Genomic DNA, 16016 nt, shown 5'->3' on the forward strand with positions numbered 1-16016 from the left:
CGAAAGCCGAGACATCATCATGGGCGTTCGCCGCCAGCTTTGGGCCGCGGGTATTCTTCTCGCGACCGTCACTGCGGGCGATGCCCTCGCAGAATCTCCCAAGGCCCCGTCCCCTGCAGTGCCGCCGCCATCCGCGCAGCCGCAGGGCACGGGGCTCGCTGTTCTTGCCGGTCGCGATGCGGCCGATGCGGCATGGCCGCTGGCCCAACAGCTTTACGCGCGTCCTTCGCTTCGTCCCGTGGGCCTCGACGAGCCCCACGCCCGCGTTCTCGCCGGCGAGGACCCTGCCGCGGACGCGCCGACGGATCTTCGCGAGCTCGCGGAGACGCGCGATGCAATCCGCGGGGAGGATGCGCCCTCTCGCCAGCTTCTCGCATCGATCGCGCGGCAGCTTCACGTGCGCGGCGTTCTGGTGGTGCGCCTCCCGGCGGAGACGGTGAGGCCCAATCCGACGGCGCGCATCTTTCTCGCCGACACCGGCACCTTCGACGCGGCGAGTTACGCGCCGGATGCGTCACCGGCCGGCAAGGCCGAGCGGTGGAACTGGTCGGGCACGGTGGGGTCGCTCGATCGCGCCTACGGTGTGCCGTCGTCACCAGCCGCGGCACCTGCACCGGCATCACGCGCCGCCGCGGCGCCGCTGGGGGTCACGAGCCCTGCCGGTGAGCCGGCGAAGCGCGACGGCGGAACGAGTCGTCCGTTTTATGCCTCGCCTTGGTTCTGGGGAGCGATTGGGGTCGCCGCCTTAGGTGGAGTGGGAATCTTCTTCGCGACACGAGACGGAAGCAACGACACGATCCATCTTCAGATGCAGGTACCTCGATGAGACGTCTGCCGTCCCTTGCGCGTGTATTTTTCCACGTGCGCCTCTTTGCGTTGACCCTGGCCGTTCTCCTTTCCCTCGCCACCGCGCGGCCTGCGCTCGCAGGGGAGCCCGTGGTCAGCGCCCCTCGGGACGCGCCCCTCGTTCTCCAGCCCAACGTCGTCAAGATTCCGCCCGTTCCCGGGTCGTATTCGGACAAGGATCTCGGCTGGCTCCACCTCCGCTACGTGCCCAACGCGCGCGAGCGCCTCGAACCGATTCTGCGCGAGGCCGAGGAGATGAAGGCGCAACTGCGCGACTGGTTCGGCACTCCGGTTCTCGATCAGGTGGAGGTGCGCATCGCCCGCACGACCGACGAGATGGCCGCCCTCGCGCCCGATGGCCTTCCGCCGCCCGCCTACGCCACCGGCGTCGCCTACGCACCGCTGCACCTGGTGCTGCTTTCCCTCTCCGCGCCGGAGGCCAGTGCGGAGGCGCCGGATCTTCGCGAGGTCTTTTTCCACGAACTGGTGCACGTCGCGTTGTACGACGCCGTCGCTGGTCGACACGTGCCACGTTGGTTCAACGAGGGCCTGGCGATCCATGTCTCGGGTGAGAGCCGGTTCCTTCGCCTGCGCACGCTCTGGGAGGCAACCCTTTCGCGCCAGACCATCCCGCTGGCGGATCTCGATGCGGCGTTTCCGCAAGATCGCTACGAGGTGAGCATCGCCTACGCCGAGTCGGCGGACTTCGTGCGCTTCCTCCTCCGCGATGCCGATCGCGTGCGATTCGCATCGCTCATCGAGCGCGTGCGCAACGGCACGGCGTTCGATCGCGCGCTCGCCGATGCCTACGGCACCGATCTGCGCAAACTCGAGTACCAGTGGCGCGAGGAGATCGCCAAGCGCTACACCTTCCTGCCCGTCCTCACGAGCGGCTCGCTCCTATGGGTCCTCGTCTTCGCCGCGCTGGTCGTCGGCTACATGCGCAAACGCAAGCGCAACAAGGCCATCCTCGAGCGGTGGGAGCGTGAGGAAGCCGCCCTCGACGCGGCCAAAGCCGCCGCCGCGGCAGCTGCCGTCGCCGCCGAAGCTCCTGCTTCGGAAAAGATCGCCCCACACCCGCCGGGCCTTCCGCGCATCGAGTACGAAGGCCGCTGGCACACGCTTCACTAGCAGCCGTACCGATCGCGTAGATCGGGAAGCACGGCGGCGATGGCGTCGCGGGATCGATCCCGCAGCGCGCCCACGTCGGCCGCCGTCAGGTGCTCCGTGGCCAGGGGCTCCAGGATCTTTGCGCAGGCATGCCCGCGCGCGATCCAGGGCGCCGCTTTCGGCCGCAGGCCCTTCGTGCCGGCAACGGCAATGGGAAGCAGCGGCGTCTTGGTGCGAATGGCCAGATCGAACGCGCCATCGCGGAAGCGCATCTCGTCGTCGTTCCGCGTGCGCGTGCCCTCGGGAAAAATCATGATGGAGATGCCGCCCTCGAGGGCGCGCTCGCATTCGTCCATCATGGACCGCACGCTGGTGCCGTCGCCGCGACGAAGTGCAATGTCGCCACCGAAGGTCAGTGCCCAGCCGGTGAGCGGCTGCTTGAACAGCTCCTCTTTGGCAACCCACCGCATGTCCCACGGCAGCCGGGCGAGGAGAAAAGGGTCCGCCTCGGAGGGATGGTTCGCGACGACCACGTGGGCCTTCCGCTCGATGTCCGGCGGCGGCTCCCCCTCGATGGTGAAGTTCCACAGCGGCGTGAGCGCGCCCGCCGTGCGTCCGAGGCGCCGCATCCAGCGCCCCGGCGCGCGCTGCGTCACATCACCGCGGTGCCGCAGGTGCGAGACGGCCAGGATGGGCAGAAACGCCGTGACGCACGTCACGAACTCCAGGTGGGTGTAAATCCCCAGGGCCGCATCACGGATCTTCATGCGAGGCACGGGGAATTAGCGCGCCGTCGGCGACGTTCGTGTCACGATCCTGCCATGTCTTCGAGCCGCGCGGCCCCGCGTCTCTTCGTGCTGGCATGCTTGGCATGCGTCATCGTGGCGCTTTTTCGGCAGGGATGGGTGCCCGCCGCGGTGAGCCCCGTGCCCGCACTCGACCTGGACGCGCCCGCGGAATGGCTCCTCGATTGGCAGCTCGCCGCGTTGAAGCATGACCGCGTGGCGTGCGAACGCACCGTACGCCAACCCTGGGTGGACGCCACGCCGGTGGCCGATCGCCCGCTGGAAGCTGGCTGCGGCTGGGAAAACGCCGTTCGCTTCTCCAAGGTGGGCGACGTGAGCATCGCCGTCGACCGCCTCTCGTGCGAGGAGGCCGGCGCCTTCGCCTTGTGGATCGCGCGCGACGTCCAGCCGCAGGCCGAGTCATTCTTCGGCCGCCGCGTTCGCAGCATCGGCCACATGGGCACGTATGCGTGCCGCAACGTCGTGGGCACGCGCTTCGGTGGTTTCATGCGCAGCGAGCACGCGTCGACCAACGCCATCGACATTGGCTCCTTCACGCTGGCCGACGGACGCACCATCACCGTGGCCAAGCATTGGGGCGGCGACGGCCCCGAGTCACGTTTCCTCCACGCCGTCCACGATGGCGCCTGCCGCTACTTCCGTGTCGTCCTAGGCCCCGACTACAACGCCGCCCACCGCGATCACTTCCACTTGGATCGCGGCCCATTCCCCGGTTGCCACTGAGTCTAGCCGAGGCCGTGTTCGGCCAGCTTGTTGTACAGGGTGCGCCGGCTCACGTTGAGCAGGCGCGCAGCCAAAGTGCGGTTGTTCTTCGCCTGCGCGAGCGCGCGGATCAGGGCTTCCTTCTCGGCAGCCAGGCGGTGCGCATCCAAGGAGGCGCCGTCGGTCTCGAGCTTGGGTGCCGACGAGGATGCACCGGCCGCAGGCAGCTCGCGCTCCACGTCCGCGCGCCGGATGGTCATGCCCTCCGTCAGCACGACCAGGCGCTCCATCAGGTTCTGCAGCTGCCGCACGTTGCCCGGCCACGCGTACGCGCGCAGCGCATCGATCGCGGCGGACTCGAGCTCCATGCCGGCCTTTCCATTGGCCTTGCCCAAGGTCTTCACGAAGTGCCGCGCCAGCGCCTCGATGTCCTCGGCGCGCGCGCGCAGCGGTGGCACGTGAATGGGCACCACGTTGAGGCGGTAGAACAAGTCCTCGCGGAAGTCGCCCTTGGAGACCATCGCCTCGAGATCGCGATGCGTGGCCGCGACGAAGCGCACGTCGACCTTGATGGTCTGCGTGCCGCCCACCCGCTCGAACTCGCGCTCTTGCAGCACGCGCAGAAGCTTCACCTGCACCTGCGGCGTGATGTCGCCGATTTCGTCCAAAAAAAGCGTTCCTCGGTGGGCCAGTTCGACGCGGCCTGGCTTGCGGGCCTGCGCCCCGGTAAATGCACCTTTCTCGTAGCCGAAAAGCTCGCTCTCGAGCAGCGCATCGGGCAGCGCCGCGCAGTGCACCCGCACGAAGGGCTGCTCCTTGCGTGCGCCCTGCTCGTGAAGGGCGCGGGCGACCAGCTCTTTGCCGGTTCCCGTCTCGCCTCGAATGAGCACCGTGGCCGTGCCCGACGCCACCTTGCGCACCGTGCCCAACACCTGGTGCATCGCCGGTGAGCCGCCGACCATCACCGAGCTCTCATCGCGCACCAAGAGCGGCGGCGCGCGCCCGGCCTCGGGCTTCGCATGCGCAAGCGCCTTCTCGACGACGAACAAGAGCTCCTCCCGCTGGAACGGTTTGAGCAAGAAATCGCGTGCGCCCGCCTTCATGGCCTCCACCGCCAAGGGCACCGAGCCGTGCGCCGTGAGCAGGATGACGGGCAGCTCGGGGAAGGCGACACCCAGCTTCGCCAGCAGGTCCATGCCGCTCATGCCGGGCATGCGCACATCGGAGATCACCACGTCGAACGCGCTGCTCTCGAGCACTCCGAGCGCCTCCTCTCCCGAGGTGACGTGGCGCGTCTGAAAGCCTTCGTGCTCCAAGAGTGCGGCGAGCACCTTCCCCACGGCGACGTCGTCCTCCACGACGAGCACGGATTGGTCCCTCATGCCACGAGCATCGGCCGAAGAGCGCGAGTGTGCAATCCTCTGCACGCCCCAGCACCTCACTGCACACTCATCCCCGTGCCCGTGCCCGTGCCCGTGCCCGTGCCCGTGCCCGAACAAACCAATGGCCTGCCCATTGCAGCCCGCCGTCCTCACCCATGCCGCCCACCCTCGACTTTCGCGACGCGACGTTCCTCCTTGCCGCGGTCGGTCACCTGGCCTTGGCCATCCTCTGCGTCTCGCGTGGCGGGATCCGCGGCCGCCGAGGGCCTCTCGCCTTTCCCCTGGCGTTGCTCGCCTTCGATCTCTTCGGCTGGACATTCGCTGTATTCTGCAATCATCTCGCCCCCAGCGCCGCCTGGCGCGCCTTGGACGCGGTGTTCTCGGCGCTCGCCCCGCCGGTGGTCCTGCACGTGGTGCTCGCATTCGTGGGCCGGCTGCGGGTGCGCCGCCTTCTCGTGCGCGCTCTCTACGCCGGCTATGCGCTCTTTGCGCTTTCGTCCATCGCAACGACCTCCATCGAGTCGCGTGCCTGGGCGGCGGTGTTTCTCGCAGGCTGGCTGCCCACGTTCGTGTACGAGGTGTGGCTTCTCGTCCAGCACCTTCGCGCCAGCGGCGATGCCGACGAGAAGGCGCGCACCCGCTTGATGCTCGGTGCCCTGCTCGTGGGCGGTGCATTTGCCTCCACGGATCTCTGGCACGACGCCGGCGTCCCGCTGCCGCCGCTCGCGCCCATCGGCACCTTGCTTGCGACTGCACTCGTGGCCGTGGTGGCGCTGCGGTTTCGCCTCTTCGAGCGCAACCTCGGCGCGACCACCTCGCTTTACGCCGTGTCGGTGGCCGCGTGCGCCGTGCTTCTGTACCTGACGCTCTTTCAAGGCCTGCGCGGAAACTTGCCCGCGATGACCTTCGGCATCACCGTCGTCACCCTGCTTCTCACCGCCTTCGTGCGCGAAGCCACCAGCTCGTTCTCGAATTACCGCGAACGGGTCGAGCGCCTCGCGGTCATGGGGCGCTTCTCGGCGCAGATGGCCCACGACCTGAAAAACCCGCTGGCGGCGCTGGTCGGGGCGGTGCAGCTGCTCGAGCTCGACGCAGGCGCCTCCGGGCCGCGTGCCTCGGGCCGCGACTTTCATGCGCTCATCCTCGAGCAAGCGGAACGCATCCGGGCCATCGTCGAGAAATACGAGCGGCTCGGCCGGGTGGAGCCCGTGCGGTCGCGGGTGCAGGTGAACGATCTCGTGAAGCGCGTGACCGCCCTGCAGCCGCACGCCAGCCGCGAGCTGAAGCTCGACCTGGAGCTCGACCTCGATCCGGCGCTGCCCGATTGCGAGCTCGACCCGGATCTGCTCGCCGGCGCCCTCGAGAACCTCGTGCGCAACGCCGTGGAGGCCATGGACCGTAGCGGCTCCGTCGTCGTTCGGACGCGGGTGGACGCGCACGATGGCGCCCCGGCCTCGTTGATCCTGGCCGTCGCCGACACGGGCGAGGGCATGGATGCACGGCAGGTCGAGCGCGCGTTCGACGACTTTTATACGACGAAGGCCACCGGAAGCGGACTGGGGCTCCCCTTCGTCCGCCGCGTCGCGCTCGCGCATGGCGGAGACGCCTCCCTCACGAGTCGGCGCGGAGCGGGCACGACCGTCGAGATTCGTCTGCCGCTGGCGTGCTAATTCCAGAGAGGTGCCGCTTTCCGGACCGTTCGACCGCATCCTTGCGCTGATGGCCGTGCTTCGCACGCGCGCGGACGCGGTGCGCGACGGGGTGTACATCGTTGTCTGTCTGCTCTTCATGGCGGGCATTCCCGGCAGCGCCGTTCGTCCCATCGTCTACGAGCGCGTGGCGCCGCCGGTGCCAGAGACCATCCGCGATCGCGACGCCGCGCTGGACGTGGACGTGCGCACCAGCGAAGGCGAGCGCTTGCCCCACGCGCGCGTGCGAGCGCTGGCCGTCATCGACGGGCGCGTGCACGCGGCAGGGGAGGGGATCACCAACGCCGATGGCTTCGTGCACATCGAGCACCTGCCGCGCGCCGAGCACTGGGTGCTCGCCGATGCGCCGGGGCGCGCACGTGCTGCGACGACGGTGGCGCTGACCCAAGGCGCACGCAGCGTGGTGCTGTCCTTGGAGCCGGAGCATTTCCTGGACGTCGACGTAAAGGACGAGCGCGGGGGCGGTCTCGCGGGCGTCGAAATCGAAGTCACAGGGCGCGATCCGCTTCCCGTCGGTGCCCGCACCGATCTGGACGGCCACGCGCGCGTGGGCCGCTTGACCCGTGGTCCCTACGTCGCCACGGCGCGCCTGCCCGGCCTCGAAGAAGTGACCCAGCGCGGACTGCTCGAGGGCTCGACCGCGCACTTCGTGCTGCGCCGCCTCGGCGTCATCATCGCGCGCGTGCGCGATGGCGGCGAGCCGGCGCCGGGGGCGCGCGTGCAGATCAGCGGCGCCACGCTTTGGCCCCCGCGCGCAGCCGAAACCGATGCCAACGGGCAGCTTCGCATCGCGTCGCTCTCGGCGGGCACCTACGCCTTGCGCGCCAACCGCGGGGATCGCGTGAGCGCCATCGAGCTCGACGTCGCGGTGAACGGCGGCGACGAGCGCGAGGTCGAGTTGAACCTCGAGCCGGGCATGCAGGTCGCGACCCGGGTCATCGAGGGCGACCAAGAGGGCGCGAGCGACGCCATCCCCATCGTCGGTGCACGCGTCACCTTGGTCGAGGGCGGGCTCTCACCTTTTCCCATCGAAGGCGTGACCGATCGCGATGGGCAGGCGCGGCTCGGCCCCATCGCCCGCGGATCGGCGGCCCTTTCCGCGCGGGCCGACGGCTACGTTGCGCGAGGGGGCATTCCGGTGCCCGAGTCCCCGAGCGGCCCCGTGGTGATCGCGCTTCCGCGCGGCGGCACGGTCATCGGCCGCGTGACCGACACCCGCGGCTTTCCCGTGGACGGCGCCACCATCGTCCTCTTCGGCACCGACTTTCACGGCGCGCCCATCGACGACGATCCGCGCCGCACCAGCTTTCGCGATGCGCACTTCAGCGCAACGCTCGCCGGGCCGCGCCCGCTCGTTCCGGCCGGTGAGCTCGGGGTGATGCCCGGCCCCGTGCCGCCGATCCCGCGCGCGACCGATCCCGCCCCCGGCGTGGCCTCCATGTCCGTGAGCGATCCCTCGGGCAAGCCGCCGGAACCCTGGGTCACACGCGCCGATGGCACCTACCGGGCCACGCCGGCCACGCCGGGCCGCATCCGCGCGCTGGTGCGCCACCCGCAGTATGTCGAGGTGACCAGCGATGTCGTCACGCTTGCCTCGGGCGGTGAGGCCCGCATCGATGTCGTGATGCATGCCGGCGGCTCGCTCGAAGGCCATGTCGTCGATGCGCGCGGGCACGCCATCGACGGCGCCCGCGTCACCGTGAGCGCCGTTCGCGGCGGGCTCGAACGCGCAACGCGCACCATGGCCGACGGCAGCTTCGCCTTCGCCTCGCTGCCCGAGTCCATCGGCCTGACCGTCACGCGCGACGACAACCCGGGCTCGCCCAGCGTGAATCTGCCGCTGACCATTCCCGACGGCCAGAAGCGCGAAATCACCGTCACCATGCCCGATCCGCGCCCGGCGCTCCGCGTCCGCGTGAACGACGATCGCGGTTACGCACTCGATGCCGTGCAGCTCTCCGCGAGCTCGCTCGACCCGGATGCGCCGTTGCGAAGCACCGCCTACACCGATGCACGCGGCGAGGCGAGCATCCCCGGCGCCCGCGGTGTGGCCATCCGCCTCGAAGCCCGCGCGCCCGACCGCGCCCCCACCATCGTCACCGTCGACGCCGATGCCGTGGAGCCCGTGATCGTGGCCCTCGGCCGAGCCGAGAGTGCGACCGGCGAGGTGCGCAGCAGCCGCGGCGATCGCCTGCAGGACGCCGAGATCGTCCTTTACACCGAGATCGGCGCCCGCCGCACGCGCACCGATGCCGAGGGGCTCTTCACCCTGGGCGAGCTGTCGCCCGGTCCAGCGCGTCTCGTGGTGCGTGCCGCCGGCTATGCGCCCGCCGAGCGGTCCGTTTCCATTGGGAAATCCGGGGGCAATCGTCCCACCGCGCTTGCCCGCGTGGAGCTCAAGTCCGAAGGCTCCGTCAGCGGCACCGTGGTCGACGCGCAAAATCGACCCGTGCAAGGTGCACGCATCGCCCGCGACCAGGTGCCCACGTACCTCGCCGTCGGCGCCACGCCGCGCGGCATGGCGGTGAGCGATGCGCAGGGGCGCTTCCGACTCGGCGAATTGGAAGAAGGGGCGGTGACCCTGGAGGCATTCGCGCCCGACGTGGGCCGCGTGCGCCTGGACGGCGTTCGCATCGTGGCCGGGCGCACCACGTCGGGCATCGTCCTCGCGTTTCCGCGCGACGGTGAGAAACGCGAGGCCTCCACCGCTAGCCCCGACATGGCCGGCGTCGCCGTCACCTTGGGCACCGACGAGGACGGCGACATCGTGCTCGCCGCCGTCGCCGAGGGCAGCGCGGCCGAGCGCGCGGGGCTCGCCCCAGGCGACGCGGTCCTCGAGGTCGATGGCGCGGCCGTGCATACGATGCCCGAGGCTCGCGCCAAGCTGCAGGGCCCCGCCAACCTCGACGTCATCATCAAGGTGCGTCGCGGCGATGCACCGCTCACGCTCCGCGTCGCACGGGAACCCGTTCGCCGGTAGCGCTTCTCTCCATGAGGAGATTTTTTTTATGGACTCTCCATGGAGAGATTTTTTTTGATGGATTCTCCATGGGGAAATTTTTGATGGATTCTCCATCGAGAAATTTCTTTTGATGGACTCTCTCGATGGAGATTTCTCTTTTCTGGTGGCTCAGTGTTCCCGCCGCAGGGTCATGCGCTTGCCCTCGAGCACCGTCCACTGCATCGTGTCGTCGTCCACGAACACGAAGGTTTGCGGCTCCTTGCTCCCGTCGGACTCCGTGATGACCACGACCGTGTTCTTCTCCGCGCGGACCACCTTGAAGGCACTGCTCGACTTCTCGCTTGGCGTCGTGACGGAGACTTTGCCCTCGCGAAAGTCCATCTCGGTGCCGGTGGCAAATGCCGTGGCCGCCGCCTCCTGCTCGGGCGTCACGCCCTCCACCTTGGTGCCGCGCCAGTGCCCTTCGAGCTTCTGCTCGCCTGATTTATGACAGCCTAGGGCGAGGAGAAGAATGAGGACGGTCGCTCGGCGCACACGGCGAAGTCTACTGCGATTGCGCTATGTCTAAAAGCGTGGCCGAGAAACGTCGTCTCCCCGTCCTGAACAGCTCTCCGCAGGAGCCTCCGCCCGAGGAGCGTCCTGCATGGCACTGGGCGGGCTTCGGCGTCGTCATCATCCTCGCCGCCTGGTTGCCGCTTGCGTACGTCGCCGAGTTTCTCAAGGGCCGCGCCATTCGCGCCTTTTTGGGGCCCGTCGAAAGCGAAGATCAAGCGACCCTGGCCATCGCCGCGCTCTCGTCGGGCGATCGCGCGCGCCTCACCTCCGTTCTCGTGGGCCTTTCCGCGCTGGCCCTCGCCGCGGGATCCCTGGCGGGCGGCTACGTGGTCGGCCGCTGGAGCGACAAGGCCGGGTGGCGCGAATCCGCCGCCGCGGGCGCCGCTGTCGGTGCGCTCACCGGCCTGCTGGCGTTCGCATCGGGCGGCTCGCCCACGGCCTTTTTGCCCGCGATTCTCACCGTGGTCATGGCCGCCCTCGGCGGCTCGTGGGGCGCCCGCCGCAAAACGCCCTAAGAAGACGGGCGGCCGCCGACGTGCTAATTCGCCCGAACCCATGTTTTGCTTGAAGGTGCGGAGCGATGCGGCCTGGGCCAAAGAGGCCGTCGCCCATTTCGACAAGGTCCTCGTGGACCATGCCCATTGCGAGATGAAGGCCGCCTCGAACGCGCTGTCCCTCGCCGCGCGCCACCCCGACGACCTCGCCCTCGTGCGTGCGCTCACCGACCTTGCAAAGGAGGAGCTCGACCACTTCCAGCGGGTGCTCGCCATCCTCGAGGAGCGCGGCATCGCCCTGGGCACGCCCGAGGTCGACACCTACGCGGCCGAGCTGCGAAAGGCCTCCAAGGAACGCCCCGCGGGCTGGCCCGTCCTCGTCGATCGCCTCCTCGTCGGTGCCCTCATCGAGGCGCGCTCGTGCGAGCGGTTCAAGCTCCTTCTGGGCGAGCTCGACCCCGGACGCGAACCCGAGATGCATGCATTCTACAGTGAGCTTTTCGCCGCCGAAGCGCGCCATTACCGCACCTTCTGCGATCTGGCCATCTCCGCCGGCGGCGTTTCGCGCGAAGACGTGGAGGCCCGGCTCGAGCACCTGAGCGTCCTGGAAGGTCAGATCGTTTCTCGATTGGCAAAAAACGAGTTTCGCGGCTTCATTCACGGGTAATGAGCTCGTTTTCGGGAGGCCCGCCGGACCTCGGCGACATTTTCGGCATCGACCGCGACGTCGAACACGCCTACCGCGCCTGGCAGACATGGCGCATTGCCCTGCGCGCCGATCCAGAGGCGCACGCCGACGAAGACGTCTTTCTGCTCTCGTCGCATCGTCGCGTCGCGACCAAGTCGCTCTTCGACGGCTTGGCCGCCCAGGTCGATCCAGCCGGCGCCCACGAGGGCCTGCGGCGCTGGGTCGCCTTCCTCCTCCAGGCCCGCAACACGCACGATTCGGACGTCACCCTGGCCCGCGAGGCCGCCTTGCGCGAGGACGATGGGCGCCGCGTCAGCTACCGCGAAGCTTGGCGCGCCGTGGTGCACGAGACCGCGCGCGGCAAGGCCATCACCGCGTTCGATGCGGCCGCCGAGCGCGGCCCGGCCATCGCCGCACCGTTGCGCGAGCGGCGTGCACGCCGCGAAGAAGTGCTCCGTCGCCTCGGCCTCGAGGGCGAGCTCCTGCCCAAAGAGCTCGCGTTGCAGGGCGCACTCGCCGAGGCGATCCTCGCGGCCACGCACGACCTGGCCGACGCCTTCCTGCGCGAAGAACGAAAGCACGAGGGGGCCGCCGCCCCGCACCCCGTCGATGCCATCCGCATCGCGTTGGCCCGCAGCGCGCGCGAAGGGTGGCCCTCGCGCCTCGCCCCGCGCTGGTTGCACGAGTTGTTCGGCGGATGGCTCACCGGTGCCGCACGCTTCGAGCTTGGGCCGCTGCCCCCGGCCATTTCCGGTGCGAGCTTCGTGCGCGCGCTGGAGATCTTCGGCCAGAGCTTTCGCCGCGCCTCCTTCGAAACCCGCAGCACCTTGCCCTTCGCCCTGCGCACGGATCCGCATTTCGTCGATGCCCACCGCACCGGGGCCCTCACGGCCTCGCTGGCCGCCTCGCCGGTTTTCCAGCGCCGTGCGCTCGGTTTGGGCAAGGACGCCGCACTGCTCCAAGCGCGCACCTTGGGCAAAACCCTGCTCTTTACCCTGCGCCTGTCGGCGGCCCGCGTTCTGCTCGGGGCGGCCCGCGCCGACGCTGCGGCCTGGGATGACGTGACCGCGCGCCTTTTTGGGGCGCCCGCCGCCCGCTCCCTGGCCGGCGCCTGGCCGGAAAGCCGCGACGACGAAGGGGCCCGCTTCGTGGGCGTCGCCACGGTGCTGCCTTGGGCGCGCAGCCTGGTCGACGAATTCGACGAAGACTGGTTCTTCAATCCGCGCGCGTTCGAAGCTTTGCGCGCGAGGACGTTGTATCCTGCACGCGCTTGGACGGAGGGGGAAGCCTTGGAGCCATCGCAAACCGCACGCGACATCGGTCGCCATTTCGAGGAGCTATTCGGGTGAGACGCACCGCTTTCCTGCTGCTTGCTGCTCTCGCCGCCCTGGCGGCCTCGCATCACCGCCAGGCCTTGGCCGCACCGACGCCCGAAAAGCCTTCGCCCTCGCGAACTGCAGGGCCACAGCTTCCGCTTTTGCCGAGCATCCCGCGTGTCCGCGTCGAGGTGGCCAAGGCCCACGTCCTCGTCGTTCAAGACGTGAACCTGCCCCGGGGCAACTGGCGCGGCGGCGATCTCGAGTTCTTCGTCGCCTACGGCGCCCCCGGCGCACCGTTCGCGTTCGACGCACACTTGATGGCCGTGCCCGACGGTGCCCTCGAGCCGGAGACCGAGGAGCGGGGCAGCCCCGTGGCCGTCGAGCGCGCGATCCGCCGCCCGGCCAACTCCAACGTGTACCTGCTTCTCGGTCGCCCCCAGATGGCCGGTGCCATCGTGCGCATCAAGGACGCCGACTTCCGCCGGGCGCTGGGCACCCGCAACATGGCCGCCCTCCGCCTGCGCACCATTCTCCCGCTCCCGGAGCTCGATGCCCTCACCGGGCGCGAAGTCCTCGTGCGCCTGGGCACCGAAGCGGGCAACCCGCTCACGTTGGGCCGCCTGCAAGTCGCCTCCATCGAGAAGGACATCACCCTCGAGCACGCCGAGGCGCATCTTTGCGGCAAGGACGCCGATCCCTACCCCCTGGCCATCGCCATGCGCCCCGGCGCCACCGGCGCCTTCCAACGGGCCACTCCGGACCCCAAAGCGCCCCCCAAGGGCACCGACGCCCCCACCGCCCCCGTCCTTGCCGTCCGCCACACCACGGACGACTTGTGCATCCGCTTTTGGACGAAGGACTAAAGCGCCGCCAACGCTTCTCGTTGACGTCTTACGTCGCCGTCGCCATCAACGACCACGTCAACGTAAGACGACAACGTCAACAGGTTCGCGTTGATGTCAACGATGGTCTACGGGTTCGGATACGGATCCGAGTTCGTCATCCCCGTCCCGCTGTCCTCGCGGGAGTCCGAATTGGCGCCCTTGGGGTCGACGAAGTACGTCAGCGCCACCGAGAACAGCGTCATCGGATGGTCTGTCGCGACGTCGCGACGACCGCTGAGCTCGACGCTCCATTTCTTGTCGACGTAGCCAACGCCGCCCGAAAGTGTGTGCGCTTGCTGGCCTGCGTCGTAGCGGTAGCCCGCCCGCAGCGGCACGTGCTCCATCAGCACGAACTCGCCGCCCAACATGAAGCGCCCCCGCGTACCCTTCCACGTCGTGAAGTCGGCCAACGCGTTGGCCTCCACCGCGAAGAGCTGCGGACGCATGTAACCGATGCCGCCGGCCAACGTCGTCGGCGCGAGCGACGTCCCTGGATTGGTCAGGTTGTGACCCACCAGCCCGAAAAAGAGCCCGGGCACCGGCGTGACGGAGACGCCGGCGTCGAAGGTGAACTGGCTGAAAATCGGATCCCCGCGCGTCCCATCCGAGATGTAGCTGTCGCGGAACGGACCATTGGCGACGCTCTGGTTCACCCGCAGGTAGCGCCCCGTCACACCGATGGAAATCTGATCGCCCAGCGGCATCGCCAGGGCGAGCCGCAGATCCGTCCACTGACGGCGAGCGCCGTCGGGATCGAGCTGCGACCACACACCGCCGAAGGCGCCCGCGACCTTGCTCGTCTGCGAGTCGGCAATGGCCCCGCCGAAGTTCGTGCGCCGCGCATCCGGCGAAAATGTTGCCAGGGCAGCAAAATGGTACACGTGCGTGTACGGCAAGTTGGCGGGGTTCAGCCAGAGCGCCGTCGTCGACGTACCCGTCGCGTTCTGCGCGCCACCCATGGCGACCGAGCGAGGGCTCTGGACCTCGCCCAAGTCGTAGCCTTGCTGCGGCGTCGTTGACGAAGGGTCAGCGACCGCCGTTGCGGCCATGGTCAGCACCGATGCAAACGATGCGAACGACGCTGCGCGCACCGCGTTCGAGTGACAACTTGTACGACCACGCGGCTTCTGCAGCGACCGGTCGCGGGCGGACTTTTTTGACGTGAGCGAAGAGGTGAACGGCATCGGAAGCGAGCTGCAGACCTCCGACGTCAACCGCGATCGGCGAGGGTCCGTGTTAGCTGGCGGCGACCCTAACAAGGTCCCTTCCCATAAGCAATTCCCGCGAAAATACGCGGGAAGCGGCCACTCTTGACAGTACGATCCACGAGAAAAACGCATGACTCGCTGGTCCCATCGCATGGGGGACGAGCGTTTCAGCCATCATTTTCTATATTTACGTGCCATCACCCCGACCGGAAAGCGTGCGAGCGACATTTCACAGGTGATCTACAACCAATAATGCTCTGTCATTTCGCGCACTTTGGTCATTCGTGCACATCGCCGTGGACGAGCTCGAAAAAGCGATGCTAGGAGCATGGTTCGCGTTTCGGACGCGGTGCTGTCACGCCGTTGCCCTTTTGACGCGATCGCTAGAGCTTTCCGAACCTGTTCAGAGACCTGTAGCGTTCTTGTTCCCGCCGACCGATGGATCAAGGTCCATGTGGTTAGCAGGGACTCTTTTGTCTTCGCTTCAAGATCACCGGTTTGTTCCTCGCCAAGTTGGGGGCGCGCCGGTGAGTGCCAAGCTCCAAGTAGTTGCAAGAAGGATGCGCAGCAAACCCGCGTAGCAAAGAGTGATGCATCGTTGGAAGTTCCCCGCACGTTCTCGCGGGGTGATTGGTCTCCGCGTCAGCGGATCGCGCCGGTACCTCGCATGAGAGCGAGGTCAGACTCTGGGAGGGGTTCCGCAGTACCTAAAACTTTGGGAGAACGATTTACTCGCCAATGTTTTTTCGATACGGACGCTCCAATCGCCTTCGAGGTGAGAGCAGCAACCCCGCAGCCGGAGTCACGTCTGGGGGGTGGCTCCTGACTAGCCTGAGGGACGGAGGGGGAGGGAGGGACGCCTTGCCATGCTGGCCATGGTCGAGACGTTCCCTGGCAACGCCCGCACAGCGGGGACACCTGTCAACTTTGGCCATTCGGCAAGGCAATCCAGCGGGGGAATCAACGATGAATGCGGTTGTCCACAGCCTGTGGATAATTTGTTGGGAAACGTGCGCGCGCTGCGCGTGAAGGGATTTTCGTGCGGCGGAAGTGATAGCGGAAGTGACAGAGTGACTCTGAAAATGGCCGGGTCTGTTCGATTTTGCGGACAAACCACGAGAGCTCGAACGTAGATCGCAGAGTTCGCGTGGTTTTTGGTATCTGGCCCCTCTGAAGGCGTATCGTGCCGGATCCGCGTCACCCACGGTCACGTGCGGTGCGGGGAACCTTCGCGTGCATGCAAGAGGAAACACTCTTCGCCGCCAGGTTGATTCGAAGCGAAACGTCCGGCGGGGTGGGGCCGACAAATGAAGACGAGCCTAAGCAACGCAGGAGCGGGTAACGGGAACCG

The 16016-nt window shown here is 68.0% G+C and carries 13 protein-coding genes; 9 read left to right on the forward strand and 4 right to left on the reverse strand.

Annotated elements, in window-relative coordinates; genetic code table 11:
* Positions 1–19 precede the first annotated feature (19 nt).
* Together LZC95_53415 and LZC95_53420 are read left to right on the forward strand one after the other, a co-directional pair.
* Positions 20–826: a hypothetical protein gene (locus LZC95_53415; protein ID WXA95208.1), complete on the forward strand. Its 807-nt coding sequence runs from the start codon at positions 20–22 to the stop codon at positions 824–826.
* On the forward strand, positions 823–1977 hold the full coding sequence (locus tag LZC95_53420) for a hypothetical protein (protein WXA95209.1): 1155 nt from the start codon (positions 823–825) through the stop codon (positions 1975–1977). Before LZC95_53415 ends, LZC95_53420 begins: the two co-directional genes overlap by 4 nt.
* On the opposite strand, the gene LZC95_53425 is transcribed toward LZC95_53420, so the two are convergent.
* Entirely contained in the window at positions 1974–2723 is a 750-nt protein-coding gene (locus LZC95_53425; protein ID WXA95210.1) for a 1-acyl-sn-glycerol-3-phosphate acyltransferase, read from the reverse strand. The two genes, LZC95_53420 and LZC95_53425, sit on opposite strands and share 4 nt — an antisense overlap.
* A gap of 54 nt (positions 2724–2777) precedes the next feature.
* On the opposite strand from LZC95_53425, the gene LZC95_53430 reads away from it, so the two are divergent.
* Positions 2778–3485 carry an extensin family protein gene (locus LZC95_53430; GenBank protein WXA95211.1) on the forward strand — a complete coding sequence of 236 codons (708 nt, stop codon included), beginning with the start codon at positions 2778–2780 and terminating at the stop codon, positions 3483–3485.
* A gap of 2 nt (positions 3486–3487) precedes the next feature.
* On the opposite strand, the gene LZC95_53435 is transcribed toward LZC95_53430, so the two are convergent.
* Positions 3488–4846 carry a sigma-54 dependent transcriptional regulator gene (locus LZC95_53435; GenBank protein ID WXA95212.1) on the reverse strand — a complete coding sequence of 453 codons (1359 nt, stop codon included), beginning with the start codon at positions 4844–4846 and terminating at the stop codon, positions 3488–3490.
* A 155-nt stretch (positions 4847–5001) separates the two neighbouring features.
* Between LZC95_53435 and LZC95_53440 the strand changes: the two genes are divergently transcribed.
* Together LZC95_53440 and LZC95_53445 are read left to right on the forward strand one after the other, a co-directional pair.
* Entirely contained in the window at positions 5002–6516 is a 1515-nt protein-coding gene (locus tag LZC95_53440; protein ID WXA95213.1) for an ATP-binding protein, read from the forward strand.
* Between the two features lie 10 nt (positions 6517–6526).
* Entirely contained in the window at positions 6527–9535 is a 3009-nt protein-coding gene (locus tag LZC95_53445; GenBank protein WXA95214.1) for a carboxypeptidase regulatory-like domain-containing protein, read from the forward strand.
* Positions 9536–9685: 150 nt separating this feature from the next.
* On the opposite strand, the gene LZC95_53450 is transcribed toward LZC95_53445, so the two are convergent.
* Positions 9686–10051, reverse strand: coding sequence for a hypothetical protein (locus tag LZC95_53450; protein WXA95215.1), 366 nt, complete (start codon positions 10049–10051; stop codon positions 9686–9688).
* Between the two features lie 38 nt (positions 10052–10089).
* On the opposite strand from LZC95_53450, the gene LZC95_53455 reads away from it, so the two are divergent.
* Genes LZC95_53455 through LZC95_53470 form a run of 4 tightly spaced genes read left to right on the forward strand, consistent with a single transcriptional unit; the run spans position 10090 to position 13436 of the window.
* A complete protein-coding gene (locus LZC95_53455) occupies positions 10090–10587 on the forward strand; it encodes a hypothetical protein (GenBank protein ID WXA95216.1) in 498 nt (165 codons plus the stop codon).
* Between the two features lie 40 nt (positions 10588–10627).
* The gene (locus tag LZC95_53460) at positions 10628–11233 is read left to right on the forward strand and encodes a tRNA-(ms[2]io[6]A)-hydroxylase (GenBank protein WXA95217.1); all 606 of its coding nucleotides are present in this window, start codon (positions 10628–10630) and stop codon (positions 11231–11233) included.
* On the forward strand, positions 11233–12603 hold the full coding sequence (locus tag LZC95_53465) for a hypothetical protein (protein WXA95218.1): 1371 nt from the start codon (positions 11233–11235) through the stop codon (positions 12601–12603). Before LZC95_53460 ends, LZC95_53465 begins: the two co-directional genes overlap by 1 nt.
* Positions 12600–13436: a hypothetical protein gene (locus tag LZC95_53470; GenBank protein WXA95219.1), complete on the forward strand. Its 837-nt coding sequence runs from the start codon at positions 12600–12602 to the stop codon at positions 13434–13436. Before LZC95_53465 ends, LZC95_53470 begins: the two co-directional genes overlap by 4 nt.
* A 107-nt stretch (positions 13437–13543) precedes the next feature.
* Here the strand turns inward: LZC95_53470 and LZC95_53475 are convergent, their stop codons facing one another.
* Entirely contained in the window at positions 13544–14506 is a 963-nt protein-coding gene (locus LZC95_53475; protein WXA95220.1) for a hypothetical protein, read from the reverse strand.
* Positions 14507–16016 lie beyond the last annotated feature (1510 nt).

This window comes from Sorangiineae bacterium MSr12523 (assembly GCA_037157775.1).
GTDB classification, from domain to species: Bacteria; Myxococcota_A; Polyangia; order Polyangiales; family Polyangiaceae; genus Pendulispora; species Pendulispora brunnea.